Source organism: Streptomyces sp. NPDC019396 (assembly GCF_040632375.1).
Taxonomy (GTDB): domain Bacteria; phylum Actinomycetota; class Actinomycetes; order Streptomycetales; family Streptomycetaceae; genus Streptomyces.
The window spans coordinates 58,122-79,892 of sequence record NZ_JBEYBS010000022.1 but is presented as its reverse complement, the minus strand read 5'-3'; the positions used below and the strand labels follow the sequence as shown (position 1 = coordinate 79,892).

Below are 21,771 nucleotides of genomic sequence, written 5' to 3'. Positions count from 1 at the left end.
CGGGTCCGGCTATCCGGGTACGGCGCATCGGCGGGGTGCGGGGCTCAGTCCACGATGGCGTCGACCTCCACTTCGACCAGCCAGGCGGGGTCGATGAAGCGGGACACCTCCACGAAGGTGCACACCGGGCGCACGGCGGCGAAGCGCTCCCCGTGAGCGCGTGCGGCCTCCCTCCAGCGGTCGATGTCCGTGAGCATGACGCGGGTGCGCACCACATCGCCCAGCGAGCCACCCGCCTCGTTCAGCGCGCGCTCGGCGATGTCCAGGCAGCGGAGCGTCTGGGCGTGTACATCACCCGGCGCGACGGTGCCGCCGTCGTCGCCGATGGGCGCGGTGCCCGCGACGGCGATATGAGAGCCCTTGCGGACCGCGCGGGAGAAGCCGATCTCCGGTTCGAGGGGCGATCCCGAGCTCACCCGCTGGATGTCCCGATCAAGTGCCATGACCCCATGGTCCCAGCCCGGGACCGGTGCGCGGCTACGGCGCGGAGGGCGTGGGCCGGCGGGCCCACGCCTGCCGGGACTTCAGGTGAGGTCGAACTCCCCTTCGCGGGCGTTCAGGACGAAGGCGCGCCATTCGGCGGGAGTGAAGATCAGCGACGGGGCTTCGGGCCTGCCGCTGTTGCGCATCGCGATGAACCCTTCGACGAAGGCGATCTGGATGTCTCCCGCGCCCTGGGTGCCCGGCTGCCAGTCGGCCTGGCTGAGGTCGAGGTCCGGCTTGTGCCAGCCCGAAAGCGGCTGCTCCGTGGTGATGGTCTCGGCCACGTGCGTACTCCTCCCGGTTCGTCGTCCGCGCTCAGCCTAGCGATCGCCACCGGTCACGGACAGGTCGCCGACAGCGCCGGAACGTATGTGCCGACGTGCGCCAGGCGTGGGTCGGTGAGGGCCGGCGTGGTCAGTGCGCCGGGGGTTCCGCGCCGACCAGCCACATCGCGAAGAACTGCGAGCCGCCGCCATAGGCGTGGCCCAGTGCCTTGCGGGCCCCGTCGACCTGGTGTTCGCCCGCCTGGCCACGTACTTGGAGGGCGGCCTCGGCGAAGCGGATCATGCCCGAGGCGCCGATGGGGTTGGTGGACAGCACTCCGCCCGAGGGGTTCACGGGCAGGTCTCCGTCGAGTTCGGTGACCCCGGACTCGGTGAGTTTCCAGCCCTCCCCCTCCGCCGCGAAGCCGAGGTTCTCCAGCCACATCGGCTCGTACCAGGAGAACGGCACGTACATCTCGACGGCGTCGATCTCACGGCGCGGATCGGCGATATGGGCCTGCCGGTAGACATCGGCGGCGCAGTCCTTGCCCGCCTGCGGGGACACGAAGTCCTTCCCGGCGAAGAGGGTGGGCTCGCTGCGCATCGCACCGCCGTGCAGCCAGGCCGGCGGGCCGGGTGAACGGGCCGCGCCCGTGCGGTCGGTGAGGACCATGGCACAGGCGCCGTCGGACGAGGGGCAGGTCTCCGAGTAGCGGATGGGGTCCCAGAGCATCGGCGACGACTGCACCTTCTCGAGCGTGATGCCGTGCTCGTGCAGATGCGCGTAGGGGTTCTTCAGGGCGTTGCGGCGGTCCTTGTACGCGACGAGGGAGCCGACGGTGTCAGGCGCCCCGGTGCGCCGCATGTACGCCCGTACATGCGGGGCGAAGAAGCCGCCCGCGCCCGCGAGCAGTGGCTGCTGGAACGGGATGGGCAGGGAGAGGCCCCACATGGCGTTGGACTCGGACTGCTTCTCGAAGGCGAGGGTGAGGACGGTGCGGTGGACACGGGCCGCGACGAGATTCGCCGCGACGAGTGCGGTGGAGCCTCCCACCGAGCCGGCCGTGTGGACCCGCATCATGGGCTTGCCCACGGCTCCGAGCGCGTCGGCGAGATACAGCTCGGGCATCATCACGCCCTCGAAGAAGTCGGGGGCCTTGCCGATGACGACGGCGTCGACGTCGGCCCAGTCCAGCTCGGCGTCGTCCAGCGCGCGCCGGGCGGCTTCGCGGACCAGCCCCGCGAGGGAGACGTCACGGCGGGCCGCGACGTGTTTGGTCTGGCCTATGCCGACGACGGCCACGGGTTCCTTGGCGGATGTGCGGCTCATGTCGGCTCTCCTTCGAGGACGGCGACCAGATTCTGCTGGAGGCAGGGGCCGGAGGTGGCGTGGCCGATGGCGCGGCCGGATTCGCCGCGGTGGATGGCGGCGGCCGCCTCGCCGATCCTGACGAGGCCCGCGGCCATGATCGGATTGGCGGCGAGTGCGCCTCCTGACGGGTTGACCCGGGCGCTGTCGTCGAGGTCCAGCGCCTTGCGGAGCACGACCTCCTGGGAGGTGAAGGGGGCATGCAGTTCGGCGGTGTCGACGGGTGCGTCGAAGGCTCCGGCGTGCTCGGCGGCCAGCCGGGTGGAGGGGGAGTCGGTGAGGTCGCGTACGCCGAGGCCGTGGGCCTCGATGCGGTGGTCCATCCCGCGGATCCAGGCGGGCCGCGCGCACAGGTCGCGGGCTCTGTCCCCCGCGGCGAGGATGACGGCCGCGGCCCCGTCGCCGATGGGCGGGCAGTCCCCGGTGCGCAGGGGATGGACGAGGTAGTCCCCCTGCTCGTGGTGGCCGCGCAGCTGTGCCCGCGGATTGGGTCCGGCGGCCGTGCGGCTGCGGGCGGCGATGCCGGCGAGTTCCCGTTCGCTGGTGGCGCCGCTGTCGATGAGCGCCTGGGCCTGGAGGGCGGCGAGTGACACCGGGTCGGGCCATAGCGGGGCGAGGTAGTAGGGGTCGAGCTGGCGGGTCAGGACGTCCCGGATCGAGCCGGGTGAGGTTTTTCCGTACGAGTAGACGAGTGCGGTGTCGGCCTCGCCGGTGAGGAGTTTCACCCAGGCTTCGTACAGGGCCCAGGCACCGTCCATCTCGACATGGGACTCGGAGATGGGCGGCCAGGCCCCCACTCCGTCGAGGGCCAGGGTGAAGGAGAAGGCCCGGCCGGCGAGGTAGTCGCAGGAGCCGGAGCAGGTGAAGTCGATGTCCCCGGTGCGCAGTCCGGTCCGTTCGAGGACGTCGTGCAGGACCGGCATCAGCATCTCGACCTCGGATAGCTCCTCGCTGCTGCGCCGGGTCTCGGTCTGGGAGAAGGCGACGATCGCGACGTCTCGCATGGCTACAGCAGCTCCTTGTAGGTGTCGTAGTCCGCGTCGGGTTCGCCGGTGGGCCGGTAGTGGTCGGGGTGACGGCCGTCTTCGGTCCACACCGGTTCGACGCGCAGGCCCATGCGTACCTGGTCGTAGGGGATGCCGCCGATGCGTCCGTGCAGGGCGAGGTCCGCGCCGTCGAGCGCGATGTGCGCGTAGACGTAGGGCACCTCTATGTCGAGGTTCTTGGCCTTGATGTTGACGATGCAGAAGGTGGTGACCGTGCCCCGTGGGCCGACCTCGACCTGTTCCGCGGTGGCGACTCCGCAGGTGGGGCAGGCGCCGCGGGGCGGGACGTACACCTTGCGGCAGGACGGGCAGCGTTCGCCGGTGGTGCGCCGCCCCGCGAGTGCGTGGATGTAGCGGGACTGGGCGCGGCCGGGGCTGTAGCTGTAGTCGAGCCGTGCGGCGGCGACGATTCCGGTGACGGGGTCGGTGAAGGATCCGCTGTGCGGTTGGGCCTCCGCGGTGGGCCCACTGGCTTCGTACGGCTCGAAGCAGGCGATGTCGGTGATGGCTCCGACGCGCTCGGGCGCCCAGCGGACGCGGACCCGCATTCCGGTGTGCACGTCCTCGGGGCCGGGGGCGTCGAGGGCGTGCAGCAGTGCGGTGTCGGCCCCGTCGAGCCTGACCAGTACCCAGGCGAAGGGGGTTCGCAGGGGCTGGCCGCGACGGGGGGCCGGATTCCAGGCCCAGGTGGTGACGGTGCCGACGGGGGCGACTTCGACCAGCTCGCGTATCTCCTGCGCGGTCTCGGGGTCGTACTCGACGGGTGGCACGAGCACCTGGCCCGCGGTGGTCCGCACCCCCAGCACGGTGCGCTCGCGCAAGCCGGTGAGGAAGGCGGACTGGACGGGTCCGAGAGAGCGGGTGAAGGGGAACTCGACGACCAGGGGTGCGCGCAGCACTTCGGGTGCGGGGCCGGCTGACATGGGTCTCCTCGGGTGGGTGCGGGGCGGGACCTCGGGTCCTGTGCTCACGCCCGGCGGTAGACGGGGGCGCGCTTCTCGGCGAAGGCGCGGGCGCCCTCCTTGGCGTCGGCGGTGTCGAACACGGGCCAGCCGCGCTTGAGTTCGGCTGCCAGGCCTTCCGTCTCGGTCATCTCGGCCGTCTCGTAGACGGACGCCTTCACGGCTTCGACGGCGAGCGGCCCGCAGGCGTTGATCTGTTCGGCGATGGTGAGGGCGGCTTCCAGGGCCCCGCCGTCCGGGACGACATGGCCGATGAGCCCGATGCGTTCGGCTTCGGCGGCGGTGTAGGGACGGCCGGTCAGCAGCATCTCCAGGGCGTGGGTGCGCGGGATCTGGCGCTGGAGGCGGACTGTGGAGCCGCCGATGGGGAAGAGAGCACGTCTGACCTCGAACAGTCCGAAGGTGGCGCTCTCGCCGGCGACGCGGATGTCGGTACCTTGCAGGATCTCGGTGCCGCCGGCCACGCAGTGCCCTTCCACGGCCGCGATGACGGGCTTGCGGGGGCGGTAGTGGCGCAGCATCGCCTTCCAGTGGAGGTCGGGATCGGCCTTCAGCCGGTCCCGGTACTGCTCGCCCTCCATCCCTCCGCCCGCGAGTGCTTTGAGGTCCATTCCGGCGCAGAATCCGCCGCCCGCGCCGGTGAGCACGATGGTGCGGACGGTGTCGTCCGCGTCTGCCTCCACCCAGCCGTCGTGGAGGCCGACGAGCATCGGCAGCGAGAGCGCGTTCTTCGCCTCCGGCCTGTTGAGCGTGAGCACCAGCGTGGCGCCCTCGCGCCGCACGGTGAGGTGTTCCGTACCAGCCATGACCGTCCTCCCGTCTCGAGACCTAGAACAGGTTGCAGGAGCCAGGAGTGCAGTTCAATAGTCTTCTGACAGTCAGTCAGATTTCTTCTGCCGGGCCCCTTCCCACTTGTTCGCCCCGGCGCTCTAATGACCGCGCCGAGGCAGTGGACCGTGCGCACGGGAGCCAAGGAGGAATGGTGGAGTACAACCTTGCCGACCTTTTCGAGTCGGTCGTGGACGTCGTTCCGGACCGTGAGGCACTCGTCTACGCCGACCATCCCGGTACGGGGGCGGAGCGCCGGTACCGCTATGCGGAGCTCGACGCCGCGGCGAACCGGATCGCCCACCACCTCGTCGGCGCCGGGCTGAAGCCCGGCGAGCACCTGGGGCTGCACCTCTACAACGGTGTCGAGTACCTTCAGACGGTGCTGGGCTGCCTCAAGGCCCGGCTTGTGCCGGTCAACGTCAACTACCGCTACGTGGAGGACGAGCTGGCCTACCTCTACCGCGACGCCGATCTCGCAGCCCTCGTCTTCGACGCCGAGTTCACCGGGCGGGTCGCCGTCGCGGCGCCACGGAGCGGGATGCTGCGCCACCTGGTACGGGTGGGGCCCCCGCCCGAGGGGACTCCCCCGCTCGACTGCCTCGAATTCACGGACGCGGAGGCGGACGGCTCACCGGAACGAGGCTTCCTACCGCGGTCGCCCGACGACCAGTTCATCATCTACACCGGCGGCACCACCGGGATGCCCAAGGGCGTGATGTGGCGGCAGGAGGACCTCTTCTTCGCCGGTCTCGGCGGCGGGGCGCCCACGGGTGAACCGGTGCGGCGACCGCAGGAGCTCGCGGAGCGGGTCGCCGCGGGCGGCAGCGGAATCACCTTCTTCCCCACTCCCCCGCTGATGCACGGCACCTCGACGCTCACCGCTTTCATCGCCTTCAACTTCGGGCAACGGGTCGCGCTGCACCGCAAGTACGTTCCGGAGGAGGTGCTGCGCACCATCGAACGGGAGCGGGTGACCAGTGTGTCGCTGGTCGGCGACGCGATGCTGCGACCGCTGATCGACGCACTGCGAGGACCGCTCAAGGGGACCGATCTCTCCTCGCTGTTCAGCGTGTCGTCATCGGGGGCGATCATGTCCGAAACGGTGCGGGCGCAGTTCACCGCGCTGGCGCCGAACGTGATGCTGCTGAACAACTTCGGCTCGTCGGAGTCCGGCTTCAACGGCACGGCGACAGAGGACTCGGGGCCGGACAAGGGCTTCCGGCTGCGCGTCAACGCCCGTACGCAGGTGGTGGATCCGGCCACGCACGAGCCGGTCGGCGTCGGCGAGCCGGGGCGCATCGCCCAGCGCGGCCATGTGCCGCTCGGCTACTACAACGACCCGGAGAAGACCGCCGAGACCTTCTTCCGCAGGGGCGACGAGCGGTGGGTACTGCTCGGGGACATGGCGACGGTCGACGAGGAGGGCGTCGTCACCGTGCTCGGGCGCGGTTCGCAGTGCATCAACACCGGTGGCGAGAAGGTGTATCCGGAGGAGGTCGAGCAGGCGCTCAAAGCCCATCCGGATGTGTACGACGCTTTGGTCGCCGGGGTGCCCGACGCCACCTGGGGCAATCATGTGGCGGCCGTGGTGCAGTTGCGCGAGGGGGCCGGGGTGCTCGACCTGGGGACGGTCCAGGCGCACTGCCGCCAGCGGCTGGCCGGTTACAAGATCCCCCGGCAGCTGGTGATCGCACCAACGATCCAGCGGTCACCGAGCGGCAAGGCAGACTACCGCTGGGCACGGGCCGTGGCGACCGCGGACGCGGAGGCGCCGCGGTCCGGGTGACCCGGTCCGACCTGGGCCGGCGGGGTGAGGGCGGACAGGCCCGTGGGTCGTGGCTGCGCGGACGGCTCACCCCTTCAGATACGCCAGCACCGCCAGCACCCGCCGGTTGTCCTCCGGCGACTGCTCTATCCGCAACTTCCCGAAGACCGACGCGATGTGCTTGGCCACCGCGCTCTCGCTCACATGGAGGGTCTGGGCGATGGCGGTGTTCGATCGGCCCTCGGCCATCAGGGCGAGGACCTCGTGCTCGCGGCCGGTCAGGGAGTCGGTGCGGCCCCGTCTCCCGCTGCGGGTCAGCAGCTTGGCCACGACCTGGGGGTCCATCACCGTGCCACCCGCCGCGACGGTGCGCAGGGCGTCGATGAACTGGGCGGTGTGGGTGACACGGTCCTTGAGCAGGTAGCCCACGGCGCCTTCGCCCGAGGCGAGGAGCTCATGGGCGTACAGCTGGTCGACGAAGTGGGAGAGGATCAGGACCGGGAGTGCGGGACGGCTTTCACGGGCCCGCAGGGCCGCCCTCAGCCCCTCGTCCGTGTGGGTCGGCGGAAGCCGGACGTCGATCACGGCGACGTCCAGGTCGGTACGCCTGAGGGCTCTTGCCAGCTCGGGACCGTTGTCCACGGAGGCGACGACCTGGCAACCGTGGTCGTGCAGTGTGCGAGTCAGCCCGTCGCGGAGGAGGAAGAGGTCTTCGGCGAGGACGACGCGCACGGTATCTCCAAGGCTGCTGTGGTCGGTCCGCCCGGCGGGCTGTGCAGGACGAGTGTGCCGTCGAAGGGGCCCAACCGGTGCTGAATGCCCCTCAGTCCGCTCCCGGCCGCAGGGTCCGCGCCGCCGCGGCCGTCGTCGGTCACGCTCACCCGCAGCCGGCTGCCGTCGTGCGTGAGCACCATGTCGACGCGGGTGGCCGCCGCGTGTTTGGCCGCGTTGGTGAGGAGTTCGGACACCGCGAAGTACGCTGCCGACTCGACGGGAGCGGGCAAGCGTGCCTGGGGCAGCTCCGCCAGCACATCCACATCCAGGTGGCTTTCCAGAGCCAGCGAGCGGACCGCGTCGGCGAGACCCCTGTCTGCCAGGACAGGAGGGTGGATGCCGTGGACGAGGTCGCGCAGGTCCTGCAGCGCCCGTTCGGAGGTGGCGCGGACGTCGAGGAGCAGGGCCCGGGCGGTCCGGGGGTCTGTGTCCAGGAGGTGGGTCGCATCATCCAGGGTCAGCCCCAACGCCACGAGCCGGGCTTGTGCGCCATCGTGCAGATCCCGCTCGATGCGGGCGATTTCAGCCGCGTGGACGTCTTGGGCGGCGGTTCGCGTATCAGCCAGCCGAGCCACACGGCGGGCGAGTTCGGTGCTGCGCGGGGCGGACAGGAAGTGACGGGTGAGACGGGCGTGCAGCGAGGTGGCGTACGGTGCCAGATGCAGACCCGCAACCGAGAGGACAAGGCCCAGGAGGAGGGCGGTGGCCATGGTGGCGGTCGACGTGACCGGCACGAAGGCGTACCAGTTGCCATCGCCCAGCCGGCGCCACACGAAGGGCTGCACAAGCGCGCCGAAGGCCCCGTACTCGGCGAGCGCAAGCGGCACCGCCGCAAGCACTCCGCCCGTCCACGGCTCCAGGCAAGCCCAGCGCAGGTCACGCCAGAAGCCGTCGTCTGCGAGGATTTCGGCGCTGCCGCGGCGGGCCGACGTATCGTGCGGGAGCGGGTCGGGATGGCTGAGGGGACGGCCGGTCCAGCGGGCCGCGCGGTTCCTGTACCGGTCGCAGACGCGGCGCAGGAGCCGGGCGGCGGGAGGCAGCGCCCAGAAGCCGATTCCGAGCGGCAGCAGCAGCAGCGCCCCACCGGCCAGCAGCCCGACGCCGGTCACCGCAAACCCGGTCAGCCCGAGCAACTGACAGCGCCCGAGGGCGATCCACTCCCCTCGCCCGACACGCACCGCCCTCATGACCCCCGACCCGATCATCACGCTCTCTCCGCGATCTTAACCGGGGCGCCGCGCCGCCCGCTCAGGGTCCACGGCAGCGCGGTCGCCGCGCACGCCAGGCCGAACAGGACCATCGGCGCCGCCCTGCCCGTCTCCTCGTCCATGGCCAGGAGCATGCCCAGATTGATCAGGCAGTGGAAGGCGCCGGCGAGGAGCAGGCGTTGGTGCCCCCGTGCCTCGTCCAGGGCCACACCCAGCACGACGGACATCGCGGTCGTGGCCAGCAGGAAGCCCGCTGCGTAGGCGGGGCTCCCCGCCAGCACCTGAACGTGCCACAGGCCCCAGGCCACACCGACCGCCACCGACGCGGTCACCGGCCCGAAGCGCGTTCGCAGCAGTGGTTGCAGGAAGCAGCGCCAGCCGATCTCCTCACCGCAGGCGCCCACCAGCTGCGCACAGACCACGAGGAAGAAGGAGTGGTGCAGGCTGCGGGGGTCGGTGACGTGAGCGGCGCCGGTGAACAGGGCGTATGAGCCTGCCGCCAGGAGGATGGCCAGGGGGGCCGTGGCGATCAGCGCCCGGCCCCGGACGGCCGTACCCGTCGGGTAGCCGTCGAGCAGCCCGCGGGTCAGGGCCGGCCACAGCATGGCCGCCACCGCCACGGCCAGTGCGGGGCCGAACTGGGTCAGCTGGATGACCTCCGGGGGGATACCGGTGGCCGGCTGCACGGCTCCCAGTACCCCGGCCGCCACGAAGGCGATCGCCAGAAACACTCCGGCCTGCGCTTTCCACTGCGTCTGCTGTCTCGTCTGCTGTCTCATCTGCATGAAGTCGACGATGCCGCACGTTCGGTGGGCGCGGACTGCACCTGCTTGCCAAGGTGGGCTGTACCCAGCACCACCTTCCAAGGCCGATGCCGTCGGACTTCCTCGACCCGTCCACGTGGCAGGCGGTGCGGGCACCCCACATGCGCCTTCGGCAGCACCCGGCCAGGTCGAGGCGCTGCCGAAGGAGGTTGTCAGTGCGTCATGGGATAGTGACTGCGTGTTGAAACTGGTCGGTAGAACCGAAGAGTTGGCGCAGCTCGACTCCCTGATCGCGAGGATCGGACAGAGCGTCGGGCCCTCGGTGGTCGACGTCACCGGGGACGCCGGGATCGGTAAGAGCCGGCTGCTGGGTGAGCTGTGCGCCAAGGCAGCGCGCGGCGGGATGACGGTACTGCGGGGCAGGGCCACGGAGTTCGAGCGGCACACGCCTTTCCAGGCATTCACGGACGCCTTCGCGGACATCGACGTGCACGACCTCGTGAAAAACGGTGCGGGCGATGACACCGCGGCCGCGTTCACGGAGGCGGCGCCCGTGGTGCGCGGTGTCTCCCATACGGCGTCCGGTGCACCCGGCGCGGCTGACCGCTTCGGTGCCTACCGTGCGGTCGCGCGTCTGCTGGCCAGGCTCGCGAGCAGTTCCGGGGACCGCGGGCTGCTGGTGGCCCTGGACGATCTGCACTGGGCCGACCCGGGCTCGCTGGAGCTGCTCGACCATCTCGTACGGCATCCGGTGAGCGGCCGGGTGCTGCTCGTCGTGGCGCGACGGGACCGGCAGACGCCGACCTCGCTGACGGCGGCGCTCACCCGCGGGATCGACAGCGGTGTCGTGCTCCCCATGGAGCTGTCCCCGCTCCCCGAGCGTGAGTCGCTCACCGAATTCGCCGCGGGGCTTCCCCCCGGTGACGCCGCGGAGCTCTTCGCCGCCAGCGAGGGGAACCCTCTCTATCTGCTGTCCCTGCTCCACGCCTACCGCAGCGGCGCCCCGCTGCCGGGAGCCGCGACCGCGGCCCGGCACGGCGATCTTGTCGGTGTGCCGAGCGGTCTGCGTGCCCTGCTGCTGGACGAGCTCACCCCGCTGAGCGCGCCGGAACGCCGCACCGTCGATACGGTGGCGGTGCTCGGGGACCACGCGACATCGGCCATGCTGGCGTCCTCCACCGGATACCCGGGCCGTGAACTGGACGGTTTCATAGGCGCTCTGATGCAGCGTGACCTGCTGCGGCCCGCTCCGGGCGGCCGGTGGGCGCTTCGGCACCCGGTGCTCAGGGCCCTGGTGTACGGGAACACCGCGGCCCATGAGCGGGCCGGGATCCACCGCCGCGCCGCCGACGAGCTGGCCCGGTCCGGCGCTTCGGCCGCGGAACGCGCCCACCATGTGGAGCGGTCGCTGACCGGCTGGGACCCGGCGGCCGCCAGAGTGCTCACCGAAGCGGCCGACCAGCTCGGCCATACGGCACCCGCCACCGCCGCCCACCTGCTGGACGTCGTGCTGGAGCTGCTGCCGGATGCTCCCGAACACGTCAGGCAGCGCGGTGAGCTGACGCTGGCCAGGGCCCGTGCCCTCGGGGTCTGCGGCCATCTGCGGGAAAGCCGTGACCTGCTGCACAGGGTGATCAACTCCGCCTGCGCCGACGACCCCTCGCTGCGCGCCGACGCCATCGCCCAGTGCGCCGTGATGGAACGGCACCTCGGGCACTCTCCGGAGGCGACCGCCCTGCTGCGGCGTGAGCTGTCGCGCAGCCCGGGGCCGTCGCCCGGCCAGGCGGTGTCGCTGGGACTCGCGCTGGGCATGTCCGCGCTGCTGACCGTGGCCTACCCCGCCGTACGCGACGAGCTGGCACGGACTCTCGACCTCGCCCGCACCCACGGGGACCGGACGGGTGAGGCCGCGGCACTGGCCCTGTGCGCACTCGGCGAGGCATACGAAGGCGAAACCGCCACGGCCCTCCGGTTCGCCGGCGAGGCGGCCCAGCTGGCCGACGGACTCACCGACCCCTCTCTCACCGAGCTCTGCGAGTCCCTGGTGTGGCTGAGCTGGGCGGAGACGATGCTGGAGCGCTACACCGACGCCGAGCGGCACGCCGACCGGGGACTGGCCATCGCCCGCCGCAGCGGTCAGCTCTATCTGCTGCCGCACCTGCTGATGAGCAGGGCGTATGTCCATCTGAACACCTGCCGGCTGCCTTCGGCGCTCCAGTCGGCCGATGAGGCCGAGTCCATCGCACGGGGCATCGGAGACAGCGAACTCCTCACGTTCACCCTGTCGTTCGCCCCTCTGATCGTTCTCGCGGCCTGCCCCCTGGGGGACGCACGGGCGATGGCGGTCGCCGAGGAGGCCGTCGCCACGGCCGGTGCGAGCGACAGCTGGTGGGCGTCGCTGGCCTGGTGCATCCTCGGCCATACGGCACTCGTGAACGGGGATGCGCACCGCGCCGAGGAAGCCGTCCTGAGAGCCGGAGGCGGTACGCACCTGCACCGGGTGCAGCCGTCGCTACGTCCCGCGCAGCTCGAGCTGCTCGTCGCCACCGCGCTCGCGGGTGGCCGGCTGGACGAGGCCGAGAGCTGGGCGGCCCGCGCCACCGAAGAGGCCGGACGGCTGGGGCTGGGCGGCCAGCGTGCGGCCGCCCTGCGCGCGTCGGCGGCGCTCGCCGAGCACCGGGGCGACGTCGGTACGGCCATGCGCCTGCTCGACCAGGCGGCGCGGGAGTACACCACCATGGGGGCCGCGCTGTGGGAGGCGTACACCTTGCTGCGTACGGTCGCCCTGGCGCAGTCCTCGGGTGACCACGCAGGCGCCGCCGCGATGTGGCAGCGGGCGCATCGCCTCGCCAGTGACGGCGGGGCACGTCTGCTGGTCGATCTGGCCGAGATGATACGTCCGCAGGAGGCTGACGGAGATCGCGGCCAGGAAGTACCACCGGAGCTGGCTTTGCTGACGGCGCGTGAGCGGGAGATCGCGGGACTGGTCGCCGAGGGGCTGAGCAATCACGCCATCGCCGATGGGCTGCACCTGAGCCGGCGCACCGTCGAGACCCATCTGACCGCGATCTACCGCAAGTCCGGGATCCCGTCGCGTTCGGCTCTCGCCAGCCTCGTCACCCGCACGGCGGTCTCCGGCGCCGCGCGCGCGGGCAGCGCCTGAGCCACGGCCGGGCGGCGAGCACGGACGTGTCATGCCGGAGTGCCGATGGCCGGAGTGGCGGCGGACGGGGGCACGGCGGTGAGGCTGACATGGTCGGCGTCGATGTGGAGGACGCGGTCGGCGCGGGCCGCGGAGCTGGAGCGGTGGGCGATCACGATGAGGGTGCCAGGTTTGGCGCGGAAGGCGGATTCCGCGACATGCTCGGCGGCCGGGTCGAGGTGCGAGGTGGCTTCGTCCAGGATGACGATCGGGGCGCCGCAGAGATAGGTCCGTGCGAGCGCGAGGAGTTGGCGCTCACCGCTGGAGAGGCCGCCTGCTGGATCGCCGAGTACGGCGTCAAGACCACCGAGCCGGGTGAGCAGGGGCGTGAGGCCGACCGTGGCGGCGGCATGGGCGATCTCGATGTCACCCGCTGCGGGGGCGAGGTAGCGGAGATTGTCCCGCACGGTGCCCGGGAAGACGTAGGCCTCCTGCGGGACGAGGGCGATGAGACCGCGGCGTTGTTCTTCGGGCAGACCGGTGACGGGCACACCCGCGACGAGGACCGCGCCTGATGTGGGTGTCCGGATTCCCGCGAGAAGCATCGCGAGGGTGGACTTCCCGATTCCGCTGGCGCCGGTGATCGCAAGGTAGTCCCCGTAGGGGATGTGGAGGTCGAGGCCCTTCAGTACGGGATCGGCTCCGGGTCCATAGGCGAAGGCGATCCGCTCGGCGACGAGTGCGGCGGTACCGGGGTGCGCCGGCGGCACCGGGGCCGCCGGCGGCGTGGTCGGCGGAAGCTCGGGGGCCGACTCCGCCAAGCGGTGCAGCAGCACTCCTAGCTGGCTCCAGTAGCCGCTGACGGCACTGGTCATGAGTTGCAGCGCGGGGACGACGGAACCCGCGACGTAGGTGGCAGCGCCGATCAGGGCGCCCGCGGTGATGGCGCGTTCCTCGATGAGCCGGGGCCCCATCAGCAGAAGGCCCACCAGGGGAACGTAGCCGCCGACGAGGATCACGGTGATCCGCAGCGACGCCGCGCGGCCTACCCGGACCAGGCTTCGGACCTCCTCGTCGGACCGGGCCTCGACGAGCGCGGCTGCCTGGTCCTCTGCGCCGAGCGAGGCGATGTCGCGTGTGGCGGCGAGGACCTCCCCGGCGCAGCCGGCGACCTCCTCCCCGGCGATCAGGGCGCTCCGGCGCAGTGCGGTCAGCCGTCGCATCGTCCACAGGAACACCGCGACCGCCACCGTGAGCGGCACCAGGACGAGGACGGCGAGCAGCGGTGCGAGCCCGGCGAGTCCGGCGAGCGCCGCGAGCAGTGAGACGGTCAGCGGCCGGGCGGTCCGCATCAGCGTCGCGGTCAGATTGCGTACGGTGTCGACCTGACCGGTCAACCGCGACACGCCGGCGGTGTCGGGCGCCTGGTCGAACGTCGCGGCCTGGGCCAGGGAGTTGTGGACGACGCGACGGGTGAGTCGGTCGCGCATCGGCTCGATCACCGCGGCCATCGGGTCGAACATCCCGCGCTCGGCGACGGCGCGTACGAGGTACAGCGCGGCGAGCACGGCCAGCCAGGCCACCCCGATGTCCGGACGGTGCCTCAGGAAGCCCTGGTCGAGAGCGATGGCGGTCACCCAGCCGGAGGCGAGGGCGGGAGCCGCCTCGACGGCCGACAGGGCGGCGATACGCAGCAGTGGCCGTCCGCTCCCCCGTAGCGAGTCGGCGAGCAGGGCGGAGGCGGCGGGGCTCAGGCCGAGACGCACCGTGGTGTGACGGCGCTTCTGCACGGCCGGGCCCGGCAGCTGGGTGGTCAGCAGTCGGCTGGACATCTCTGCTCCTCGTCGCTGGGGGCGGTCGGGGCGTCGGCGGGAGCCGGGGAGGCACCGGTGCCGGGGCCTGCCACGACGGCCGCGGTGCGGGCGAAGACGGCTGCGTAGTCCGGGTCGTCGCACAGGTCCGAGTGAGGTGCCAGGGCACGGATACGGCCGGCGTGGAGCCAGGCCACCAGGTCGCAGCGCGCGGCGGTCGTCGCGCGGTGGGTGATGACCAGGCGGGTACGGTCACCGAGCCGCCCGGTCACGGCGTCGCCGATCTGGGTCTCGGTTACGGAGTCCACGCCGGAGGTCGCGTCGTCGAGTACGTACACCAGCGCGGGGCGGGCCAGGGCGCGGGCGATGCCGATGCGCTGGAGCTGGCCTCCCGACATCGGTGCGAGCCGCACCGGTGTGTCGTAACCACCGGGCATGCGGCGCACGAAGGGGTCGGCCTGCGCGGCGCGTGCAGCGTCCTCGGCGGCGGAGCCGGGCAGGTCGGGTCGACCGAACAGGATGGCCTCACGCAGGGTCCGTCCCGCCAGCACGGGGCGCTCGAAGGCGTAGGACACGGTCTGGCGCAGGGTGCCGAGTTCCAGTTCGGCCACTGGGACGCCGCCCACCTGTATCACGCCTTCGTCCGGCTCCGCCAGCCGCCCCAGAAGCGCGGCGAGCAGGCTCTTGCCCGATCCGGTGGCGCCGACCAGGGCGACCGAGACTCCGTGGGGGATCTCCAGGTCGAGCCGGTCCAGGACGCGTTCTCCCGAGCGGTGGACGGTCACGTCGCGCAGGGACACGGCGCCGTCGAGCGGCGGGCTGCGGCGGGGTCCGCCCTCGATCACAGGCTCGTCCAGGATCGCGGAGAGCCGGGAGGCGCCCGCCCGGGAGTATGCGAGGTTCAGCGCGATGTCGATCTGGTCGAGCAGACGCGTTGCGAGGGCGAGGTACCCGGTCACGGCCAGCAGTTCGCCGGGGCTGATCCGTCCCGCGGCCACGTCGAGCCCCGCGGTGGTGAGCACGGCGATGTGCGTCAGGGCCACCAGCACCCCGATCTTCCAGACGACCTGGCGCTGGGTGCGCCAGATCGCGTGGCCCGCGGCGGACAACTCGCCCAGCGGGGTGACGACGCGTTCCGTCTCGACGACGAGCGTGCCGGCCGCCCTGATGGTGCGTGCCCCGGACAGGGCCGTCACCAGCAGGCCCGCCATACGTGTCCGGGCGTCGAGATAGCGGGCCTCGGCTTCACCCGCGTCGGCGATGAATCTGCGGGCCACCACGGCGGTCAGCGGTGACAGCACGGTGAAGGCGAGCCCCGCGCGCCAGTCGACCACCCACAGTGCGACCAGGGCGGCGAGCGAACCGAGCGCGGACACCGCGGCCTCGGCGGCCTCGCCCGGCAGGGAAGCCGCCTGCGGAGCCGACTGCACCACGTGCGTCACCGACTCCCCCACGGAGTAGGGCGAACCCGGCCCGAGGGCCAGCAGTCGGCGCACGCTCGACATCCGCAGCCATGCGGTACCCACCGCCGCGGTGGACACCGACAGACGCAGGGCGGCGGCTTCCGCGAGGGCTCCCGCCACCAGGACGGCCACCAGCGCGGTGACGGGTCCCCGCAGAGCCTCGTCGCGGAGCACCGCGTCGCCGCACGCGGCGAGCAGTACCGGCATCGCTACCCCGGTGCCGGAGTTCACGGTGAGCGCGGTGGTGAGCAGGACCAGGCGTGGGCGTACGCGCCGCGCGGTGGCCGCGAGCAGCCGGCCGCCGGTTGGGGCGGGCATGGTGCCTCCGTGGGATGTCGTCGTACGGGACGGTCGTGACGGTCCGGTCGGGCCGGGGCGCGGTGAGCACCCCGGCCCGACCCCGGCGCCCTGCCGAAACTCGGCAGGAGTCCGGATCAGGGGGCCGTGATGAGGCAGGTCGCCGGGCAGGTGCCGGAGCACGTGTAGAGGCAGCCGCCGGCCTGCTCCTCCTCGGCGGGAAGCTCCTGCAGCGCGTCCAGGTCCAGTTCCAGTGCCATGTTGATCACCTCCTCTCTCCGTGCGTGGTGACAGCAGGGGGCCGGATCAGGTCCCCGTGCTGAGACAGGTGCTCTGACAGGTGCCGGTGCACGAGAGTCCGCACTTGCCGGCCTGCTCCTCCTCGGCGGGAAGCTCCTGCAGCGCATCGAGGTCCAGTTCCAGTGCCATGGGCGGGCGCCACCTCCCGGCTCCGCGTGGTGCGGCGGCGACCCGGATCACGGAGACGTGATCGTGCAGGTCGCCGGACAGCTGTACTTGCACGAGCGGACGCAGAGGGCGGCTTGCTCCTCCTCGGCGGGAAGCTCCTGGAGGGCATCGAGGTCCAGTTCCAGTGCCAGATCCATCATTGGTTTCACTCCTTTCACTTCACGTCGGAGACGGGCGGGCTACTCCCGCTACGGACTGGTCACGCAGCACGTTTGCTTGCAGCAGCCCGCCTGCTCCTCCTCAGCGGGGAGCTCCTGCAGCGCGTCCAGGTCCAGTGCGAACGCCATGGGTCATCACCTCCTCTCCGCGGACGGTGGGCGTCCGGGGCGGGTGGTCCCGCCCCCTTCGGCGAGAAACCTGGTCACGACGGCGGTGACCGGGTCCCCGACGGCCGCGCCGATGGCGGCGTGGCCGTGGTCGGGAAGTTCGAGGTAGCGGAAGTCCGCGCCGTCGCGGCGTCCCAGCGCGGTCAACCGCTCGGCGAGGGCCCGGGAATGGGACACCGGGGTGGACTCGTCTCGTGCTCCGTGGACGAGCAGCAGCGGGGCCCGCAGGCCGGGAGCCAGCCGCTCTACGTCGCGCGGCCCGATGGCGTCGTCGGCGGGGGTGAGCCCGTCGAGGCGTTCGACCATGCCACGTACCGTGGTGAAGCCGTCGGCGTGCAGGCGGGGTCCGGACAGGAACGGCGCGACGGCGACACAGGCCGACCACGTACCAGGCTGGGTGGCCGCGGCAAGAAGTGCGAGATAGCCGCCGTAGCTGATGCCGAACACAGCCGGGGGCTCCAGACCCGGTGCCCGCTCCCGCGCGATGTGCGCCCCGGCGGCGGCGACATCGGCGAGGTCGGGTACACCCCAGGCTCCGACGATGGCGAGGGTGTGCGCGGCTCCGTACCCGGTGCTTCCGCGCTGATTGGGCGCGACCACCGTGATGCCGGCCGCCGCGAGCGCCTGGAACAGCGGTTCGAAGCCCAGGGTCCAACGGCTCGACGGGCCTCCGTGCAGGGCCACCACGACGCGGGGGCTGGTGCGCCAGTCGGGGCCGTGGACCACGGCTTCGACCGGTCCTTCGGCACCGGGGAAGGTCTCGAGTCTGGCGGGCACCCAGGGTCCCGTCCTGGAGACCGGCACGTGAAGCCGGTCGGCGTCGGGTCCGGACCAGGCAAGGCTCCGGGGGTGGCCGGGGCCGGCGTAGGGAAGCCACAGACCCGCGCTCGTCCAGGCCGCGCTGGGCAGGAGTTCCCCTTCGGGCAGCGGGACAGGGTGGACGGCTCCCGTCACGGTGTCCCAGCGGCTGAGCACCGATCTGGCGCCGAGGGTTCCGATGACGGCCACGGACGTACCGGTGGGGTCGAGGGCCACCGGATGGGCCACGCCCGGTAGTTCGCCCTCCGGATCGAGGGCACGGCAGGTTCCGGTGGCGAGATCGGCGAGTACGAGTTCGGCGCCTGCCGGTCCGCGAGAGGCCAGCAGGACCCGCTCACCCGCCGTGGCCAGGACGTGCGACCTCGGGTCCAGGAACGGCGCCGGTTCCGGTGCGCCGCTGGACGGATCCACGAGTACCCGCGTCCCGCCGGATCCCTGGCCGACGGTCAGCAGCAGCCGGTGGCCGCAGACGGCCGCGTCCAGTACCGGTCCCGGCAGCCTGGCCACTTCTCGTAGCCAGGGGGTGGCCGCCTCCACCACCGCGTAGAGCCTCCCGGCGGCCCCGAAGTTGCCGGTGTTCCCACCGCTCGGCCAGGCGAACGCCAGGCATCCGGCCGTCTCCGGAGCGGGCAGCAGGCGCAGCGGCGGGCCCGAGTGGGTGCCGACGGGGGTGCGTTGCCCGTCCCGGTGGAGCAATTCGAGGATCTGGATGCCCGCAGCCCCGTGCCGGGAGATCAGCAGCCGTCCGGTGTCCAGCGGCAGCGCCATGATGTAAGCCGGGCCGCTGTTCAGCCTGGCGGCGAAGTCGCGTCGTGGTCCGTCACCGTGCAGGGTCCAGCTCTCGGCGTGGTAGCGGCCGGTTGTGTCGGCCGCAAGGCAGACGGCCCGGCTGCCGTCGGCGGAGAACCGGAAGCTGATCCTGGAGATCATCGCGCTCGGGTCGGTCGACGGGGGCCGCCAGGCGTGAGGTGGAGCGCTCGATGGCGTGGTCATCGTCCGGGGACCGCCTGCCCGGCGGGACGGGGCGCCGCGCCCGTCGCACAGAAGGCGTCCGTCGCGAGCCCGTCGGCCATCCAGGGCCGGCTACCGCCGTGACGCAGCCGCAGCAGGAATCCCACCGCGCCGCTCAGGCCGACGTTGTAGTCGACCGCCACCGTACGCAGTGACTCGTCCGGCACCAGCTGCCGCTCCTCGTGGACCGCGTGGCGCAGCACCATGGCGGCAGCCAGTTCCTCGGCCCAGCCGTGGTACGGGCCCCCGATCGCGTCGGCGAGGTCGAGCAGGAACTCACCGTTTCCGGCGAGACCGTGGCAGGCCGATGTGCCGGAGGCCCACTTGACCTGCCGTACCGCCGCCGCGGCCTCCTTTGCCAGGGTGAGGCAGCCGGTGTCGCCGGTGGCGCGCCACAGCCTCAGCAGGAAGGTACCCACTCCGGATGACCCGCTGCACCAGTGGAACCGCAGACCCACTCCGGGCGCGTCGGCGCGGTCGGTGCGCCAACTGGCCCCCCAGGAGGCCCGCTCGGCCGTGGCGGCGAGCGTGGCCCCCGCGGCCACCGCCGCTTCCAGATACCTCTCCTCGCCCGTGGCCTGCGCGGTCGCCAGCAGGGCGTACCCCACGCCCGCGACTCCGTGGGCGAATCCCAGGTGGGTGATACCGGCCAGCTGGGAGTCCGTGCCGGCCGGAACGGGCCAGTACACCTGGCCGCTCTCCCGTACGGCAGCCGCCAGCAGCGTGTCCGCGGCGGTGCGCGCCCGGTGGAGGAACTCGGGGCGACCGGTTCCACGCCACAGGTGCAGCTGGGCGATCAGGGCTCCCGCGACTCCGTGGCACACGTCCGGGTTGGGCCACACCACGGGTATACCGAGGGCGAGTTCGACGGCGTGCTGTTCCAGCTCGGGATCGCAGATGTGGCGCGCGGCGTCGAACAGCGCCCAGGCCGTACCCGAGCGCCCGAAGTACAGGCCCGGCAGCAGCCGGGGCACCGTGTTGCGCCGCCGGTCGGTCCAGCGTGCGGCATGGGCGACCGCGGACCGCAGCTCCTCCCGGCCGAGCAGGCGGTCGGCGAGCGTGAGCACGCTCAGGACGCCCGCGCTGCCATGCTGGACGTTGCAGCGGTCGGTGTCGTTGCCGAAGTCGGTGCTCGGCCAGAGCCGGTGGGCGTCGGACGTGGCAAGGGTGGCCAGGACGTGGGCAAGGCCCTCGTCGGCCATCCGTTCCTGTTCGGCCGGGGCCAGCCGGTCCGGCGCGTCCGGGGCACTCGCTCGATGCGTCACGGGCGTCGCGGACGGACCGGCACGGATGACATCGGCGCGGGCTGCCTCAGTCAGGAAGATCCGCAGGCGTTCGATGGACCAGCGTTCCCCGGGGGTGTCGGCAGTCAGCCCGCGTATCGCGGGGGCCAGCAGCCTGGCCGCGGGGTTGTGCTCGCCGACCGCGGTCAGCAGGGCGCTGAGCCGGCCGTGCACCGATCTGGGCTCGGGCTTGTCCTCCCCGAACAGCGGGGCGGTCCCGACCGCGGCGTAGAACAGCACCGCGCCCAGCGAGAAGAGGTCCGCCGTCTGCTGCGGTACCGGTCCCTGTCGGGGATTCACCAGCGTCTCCGGTGCGGCGAAACCTGGGGTGTGGCCGCGTGCCACCCAGGTGCCGGGGACGGCCGCCAGCTCGGGGTCTACCAGCTTCAGTCCGCCGTCGGGGGCCACCATGATGTTGGGCGGGGTGAAGTCCTGGAACACCAGGCCGCGTTCGTGCACCTGGTCCAGCAGATCCGCCAGCTTCCTTGCCAGTGGCAGCGCTTCCCGGGGATGCAGTCCGGTGAGGGGGCCCGTCTCGTCCAGCCGCTCGGTCACCCAGGCGGCCAGCGTCTGTCCGGGCAGCAGCGACTCGACCAGGAACGTGTGCCCGCCCTTGTCGAAGACCTCGATCGGCTCGGCCGCGATTCCCGCCAGCGTGGCCAGAGCCGCCGCCTCGGCCCGCAGACCGTCCCGGGCGTCCCGGCCGTCCCACCGGACTCCCACATGGGCGCGGGCCTGTTTGACGATCACGGGAGCACCGTCCGTGCGGTCCACGGCCCGGTACACACCCCCGCGTGCCGCCTGGCGGATGGCCTCGCGCACCTCGTAGCGATCCGCGACCAGCACCGGCCGTGCCCCGGACCCGCGAGCGGGGGCCGTCCCTGCCGGGCCCTGCGCCTTCGCCGAGGGCGCGGGGAAGGGCGGTTCGGTCCAGGGCGGCGGGCTGAACCACGGCTTGCGCAGGTCCTCCACGGGAGTGCCGTCCGGGGCGGCCACCCGCAGTTGGTGGACCCCGTCGTCGGTCAGCACCGGCACGCCCTGGAACGCGCCGTAGCGGTAGTGCACCAGGCTCCCGGGCCGCAGCGGCCGGTCGGACAGGATGGCCGGTCCGGGCAGTCCCGCGGTGGCGTCGTCCAGCGCGGCGGCGAGGGTCCGGAGCTGGTCATCGTCGGCTGGGTAGACCGTGATGACCTTTCCGCACTGGGCGCGGTCGGCGCGCTCCCCCGTCAGTTCCTCGACCACCGCGATGCTGTTGGCGAACTTGAACGCACAGCCGTGGTCGACCAGCGGACCCGCCACCCGGTGGAGCACCTCAGGCGCGGAGAACCTGGTGGCCGACACATGCAGCTTCCAGCCCTGGATCCGCTCGACTGCTCCGCCGTCAGCAGGCTCCACGCGGCACCACACGTCGTTCTCGGTGAGCGTCCAGCCCTCCGCCCGACGCTCCCCCAGCAGCGCTTCCACGACCCACCGCAAGCGAAATTCCTGCATCAGACCGTGCGCTCCTCCCGGTGATTCGTCGCCCGGCGGCGACCTCGGCGACGAACCTCGCAGCGGCGGCAGGGCCGCAGCATGAGGGTGTGGCCCCTGATGCGGCGAGGGAGCGACCAAGGGGGCCCCTCGGTGAGCACCCTCGCCGGAGGAAGTGGAGGAATCACCGCCGCTACGTGCGCGGGATCTGCGTGA

19 protein-coding genes are annotated in these 21,771 nt (G+C 72.0%); 2 read left to right on the top strand and 17 right to left on the bottom strand.

All coding sequences use genetic code 11. From position 1 onward, the window contains the following. Window positions 1–44: 44 nt before the first annotated feature. The 6 genes from ABZ532_RS23975 to ABZ532_RS23950 all read right to left on the bottom strand — a co-directional run bounded on the left by ABZ532_RS23975 (window position 45) and on the right by ABZ532_RS23950 (window position 4,929). On the bottom strand, window positions 45–443 hold the full coding sequence (locus ABZ532_RS23975) for a RidA family protein (RefSeq protein WP_361287279.1): 399 nt from the start codon (window positions 441–443) through the stop codon (window positions 45–47). A gap of 81 nt (window positions 444–524) precedes the next feature. Further along, window positions 525–767 (bottom strand): DUF397 domain-containing protein, encoded by a 243-nt coding sequence (locus ABZ532_RS23970; protein ID WP_361287276.1) that lies wholly within the window; start codon window positions 765–767, stop codon window positions 525–527. 130 nt (window positions 768–897) lie between these two features. After that, on the bottom strand, window positions 898–2,076 hold the full coding sequence (locus ABZ532_RS23965; protein ID WP_361287273.1) for a thiolase domain-containing protein: 1,179 nt from the start codon (window positions 2,074–2,076) through the stop codon (window positions 898–900). Further along, complete coding sequence (locus ABZ532_RS23960; protein WP_361287270.1) at window positions 2,073–3,119, bottom strand: thiolase domain-containing protein; 1,047 nt, start codon at window positions 3,117–3,119, stop codon at window positions 2,073–2,075. The genes ABZ532_RS23965 and ABZ532_RS23960 overlap by 4 nt, the downstream gene beginning before the upstream one ends. 2 nt (window positions 3,120–3,121) lie before the next feature. Next, complete coding sequence (locus tag ABZ532_RS23955) at window positions 3,122–4,084, bottom strand: OB-fold domain-containing protein (RefSeq protein ID WP_361287267.1); 963 nt, start codon at window positions 4,082–4,084, stop codon at window positions 3,122–3,124. A gap of 44 nt (window positions 4,085–4,128) precedes the next feature. Then, window positions 4,129–4,929, bottom strand: coding sequence for a crotonase/enoyl-CoA hydratase family protein (locus ABZ532_RS23950; protein ID WP_361287264.1), 801 nt, complete (start codon window positions 4,927–4,929; stop codon window positions 4,129–4,131). A gap of 176 nt (window positions 4,930–5,105) precedes the next feature. Between ABZ532_RS23950 and ABZ532_RS23945 the strand changes: the two genes are divergently transcribed. Continuing rightward, window positions 5,106–6,740: an acyl-CoA synthetase gene (locus tag ABZ532_RS23945; protein WP_361287425.1), complete on the top strand. Its 1,635-nt coding sequence runs from the start codon at window positions 5,106–5,108 to the stop codon at window positions 6,738–6,740. 66 nt (window positions 6,741–6,806) lie between these two features. On the opposite strand, the gene ABZ532_RS23940 is transcribed toward ABZ532_RS23945, so the two are convergent. The 3 genes from ABZ532_RS23940 to ABZ532_RS23930 are packed head-to-tail and all read right to left on the bottom strand — an operon-like array spanning window position 6,807 to window position 9,486. Further along, window positions 6,807–7,451, bottom strand: a complete 645-nt coding sequence (locus ABZ532_RS23940) for a response regulator transcription factor (protein WP_361287261.1) — start codon at window positions 7,449–7,451, stop codon at window positions 6,807–6,809. After that, window positions 7,403–8,680, bottom strand: a complete 1,278-nt coding sequence (locus ABZ532_RS23935) for a sensor histidine kinase (protein WP_361287258.1) — start codon at window positions 8,678–8,680, stop codon at window positions 7,403–7,405. Before ABZ532_RS23935 ends, ABZ532_RS23940 begins: the two co-directional genes overlap by 49 nt. 17 nt (window positions 8,681–8,697) lie before the next feature. After that, entirely contained in the window at window positions 8,698–9,486 is a 789-nt protein-coding gene (locus tag ABZ532_RS23930; RefSeq protein WP_361287255.1) for a CPBP family intramembrane glutamic endopeptidase, read from the bottom strand. 217 nt (window positions 9,487–9,703) lie between these two features. On the opposite strand from ABZ532_RS23930, the gene ABZ532_RS23925 reads away from it, so the two are divergent. Then, the gene (locus ABZ532_RS23925) at window positions 9,704–12,628 is read left to right on the top strand and encodes an AAA family ATPase (protein ID WP_361287252.1); all 2,925 of its coding nucleotides are present in this window, start codon (window positions 9,704–9,706) and stop codon (window positions 12,626–12,628) included. Between the two features lie 29 nt (window positions 12,629–12,657). Here ABZ532_RS23925 and ABZ532_RS23920 read toward each other — a convergent pair whose 3' ends face one another. The 8 genes from ABZ532_RS23920 to lanL all read right to left on the bottom strand — a co-directional run bounded on the left by ABZ532_RS23920 (window position 12,658) and on the right by lanL (window position 21,576). Beyond that, window positions 12,658–14,439: an ABC transporter ATP-binding protein gene (locus ABZ532_RS23920; protein WP_361287249.1), complete on the bottom strand. Its 1,782-nt coding sequence runs from the start codon at window positions 14,437–14,439 to the stop codon at window positions 12,658–12,660. After that, window positions 14,421–16,199: an ABC transporter ATP-binding protein gene (locus tag ABZ532_RS23915; RefSeq protein ID WP_361287246.1), complete on the bottom strand. Its 1,779-nt coding sequence runs from the start codon at window positions 16,197–16,199 to the stop codon at window positions 14,421–14,423. Before ABZ532_RS23915 ends, ABZ532_RS23920 begins: the two co-directional genes overlap by 19 nt. Before the next feature lie 116 nt (window positions 16,200–16,315). Next, the gene (locus ABZ532_RS23910) at window positions 16,316–16,438 is read right to left on the bottom strand and encodes an ALQxL family class IV lanthipeptide (protein WP_361287243.1); all 123 of its coding nucleotides are present in this window, start codon (window positions 16,436–16,438) and stop codon (window positions 16,316–16,318) included. 46 nt (window positions 16,439–16,484) lie between these two features. After that, a complete protein-coding gene (locus ABZ532_RS23905) occupies window positions 16,485–16,607 on the bottom strand; it encodes an ALQxL family class IV lanthipeptide (RefSeq protein WP_361287240.1) in 123 nt (40 codons plus the stop codon). A gap of 47 nt (window positions 16,608–16,654) precedes the next feature. Next, on the bottom strand, window positions 16,655–16,786 hold the full coding sequence (locus tag ABZ532_RS23900; RefSeq protein WP_361287237.1) for an ALQxL family class IV lanthipeptide: 132 nt from the start codon (window positions 16,784–16,786) through the stop codon (window positions 16,655–16,657). Between the two features lie 48 nt (window positions 16,787–16,834). Further along, a complete protein-coding gene (locus ABZ532_RS23895) occupies window positions 16,835–16,933 on the bottom strand; it encodes an ALQxL family class IV lanthipeptide (protein ID WP_361287234.1) in 99 nt (32 codons plus the stop codon). Window positions 16,934–16,939: 6 nt separating this feature from the next. Then, entirely contained in the window at window positions 16,940–18,721 is a 1,782-nt protein-coding gene (locus tag ABZ532_RS23890; protein WP_361287231.1) for an alpha/beta fold hydrolase, read from the bottom strand. Window positions 18,722–18,780: 59 nt separating this feature from the next. Beyond that, window positions 18,781–21,576 carry a class IV lanthionine synthetase LanL gene (gene lanL, locus ABZ532_RS23885; protein WP_361287228.1) on the bottom strand — a complete coding sequence of 932 codons (2,796 nt, stop codon included), beginning with the start codon at window positions 21,574–21,576 and terminating at the stop codon, window positions 18,781–18,783. Between the last annotated feature and the right edge of the window lie 195 nt (window positions 21,577–21,771).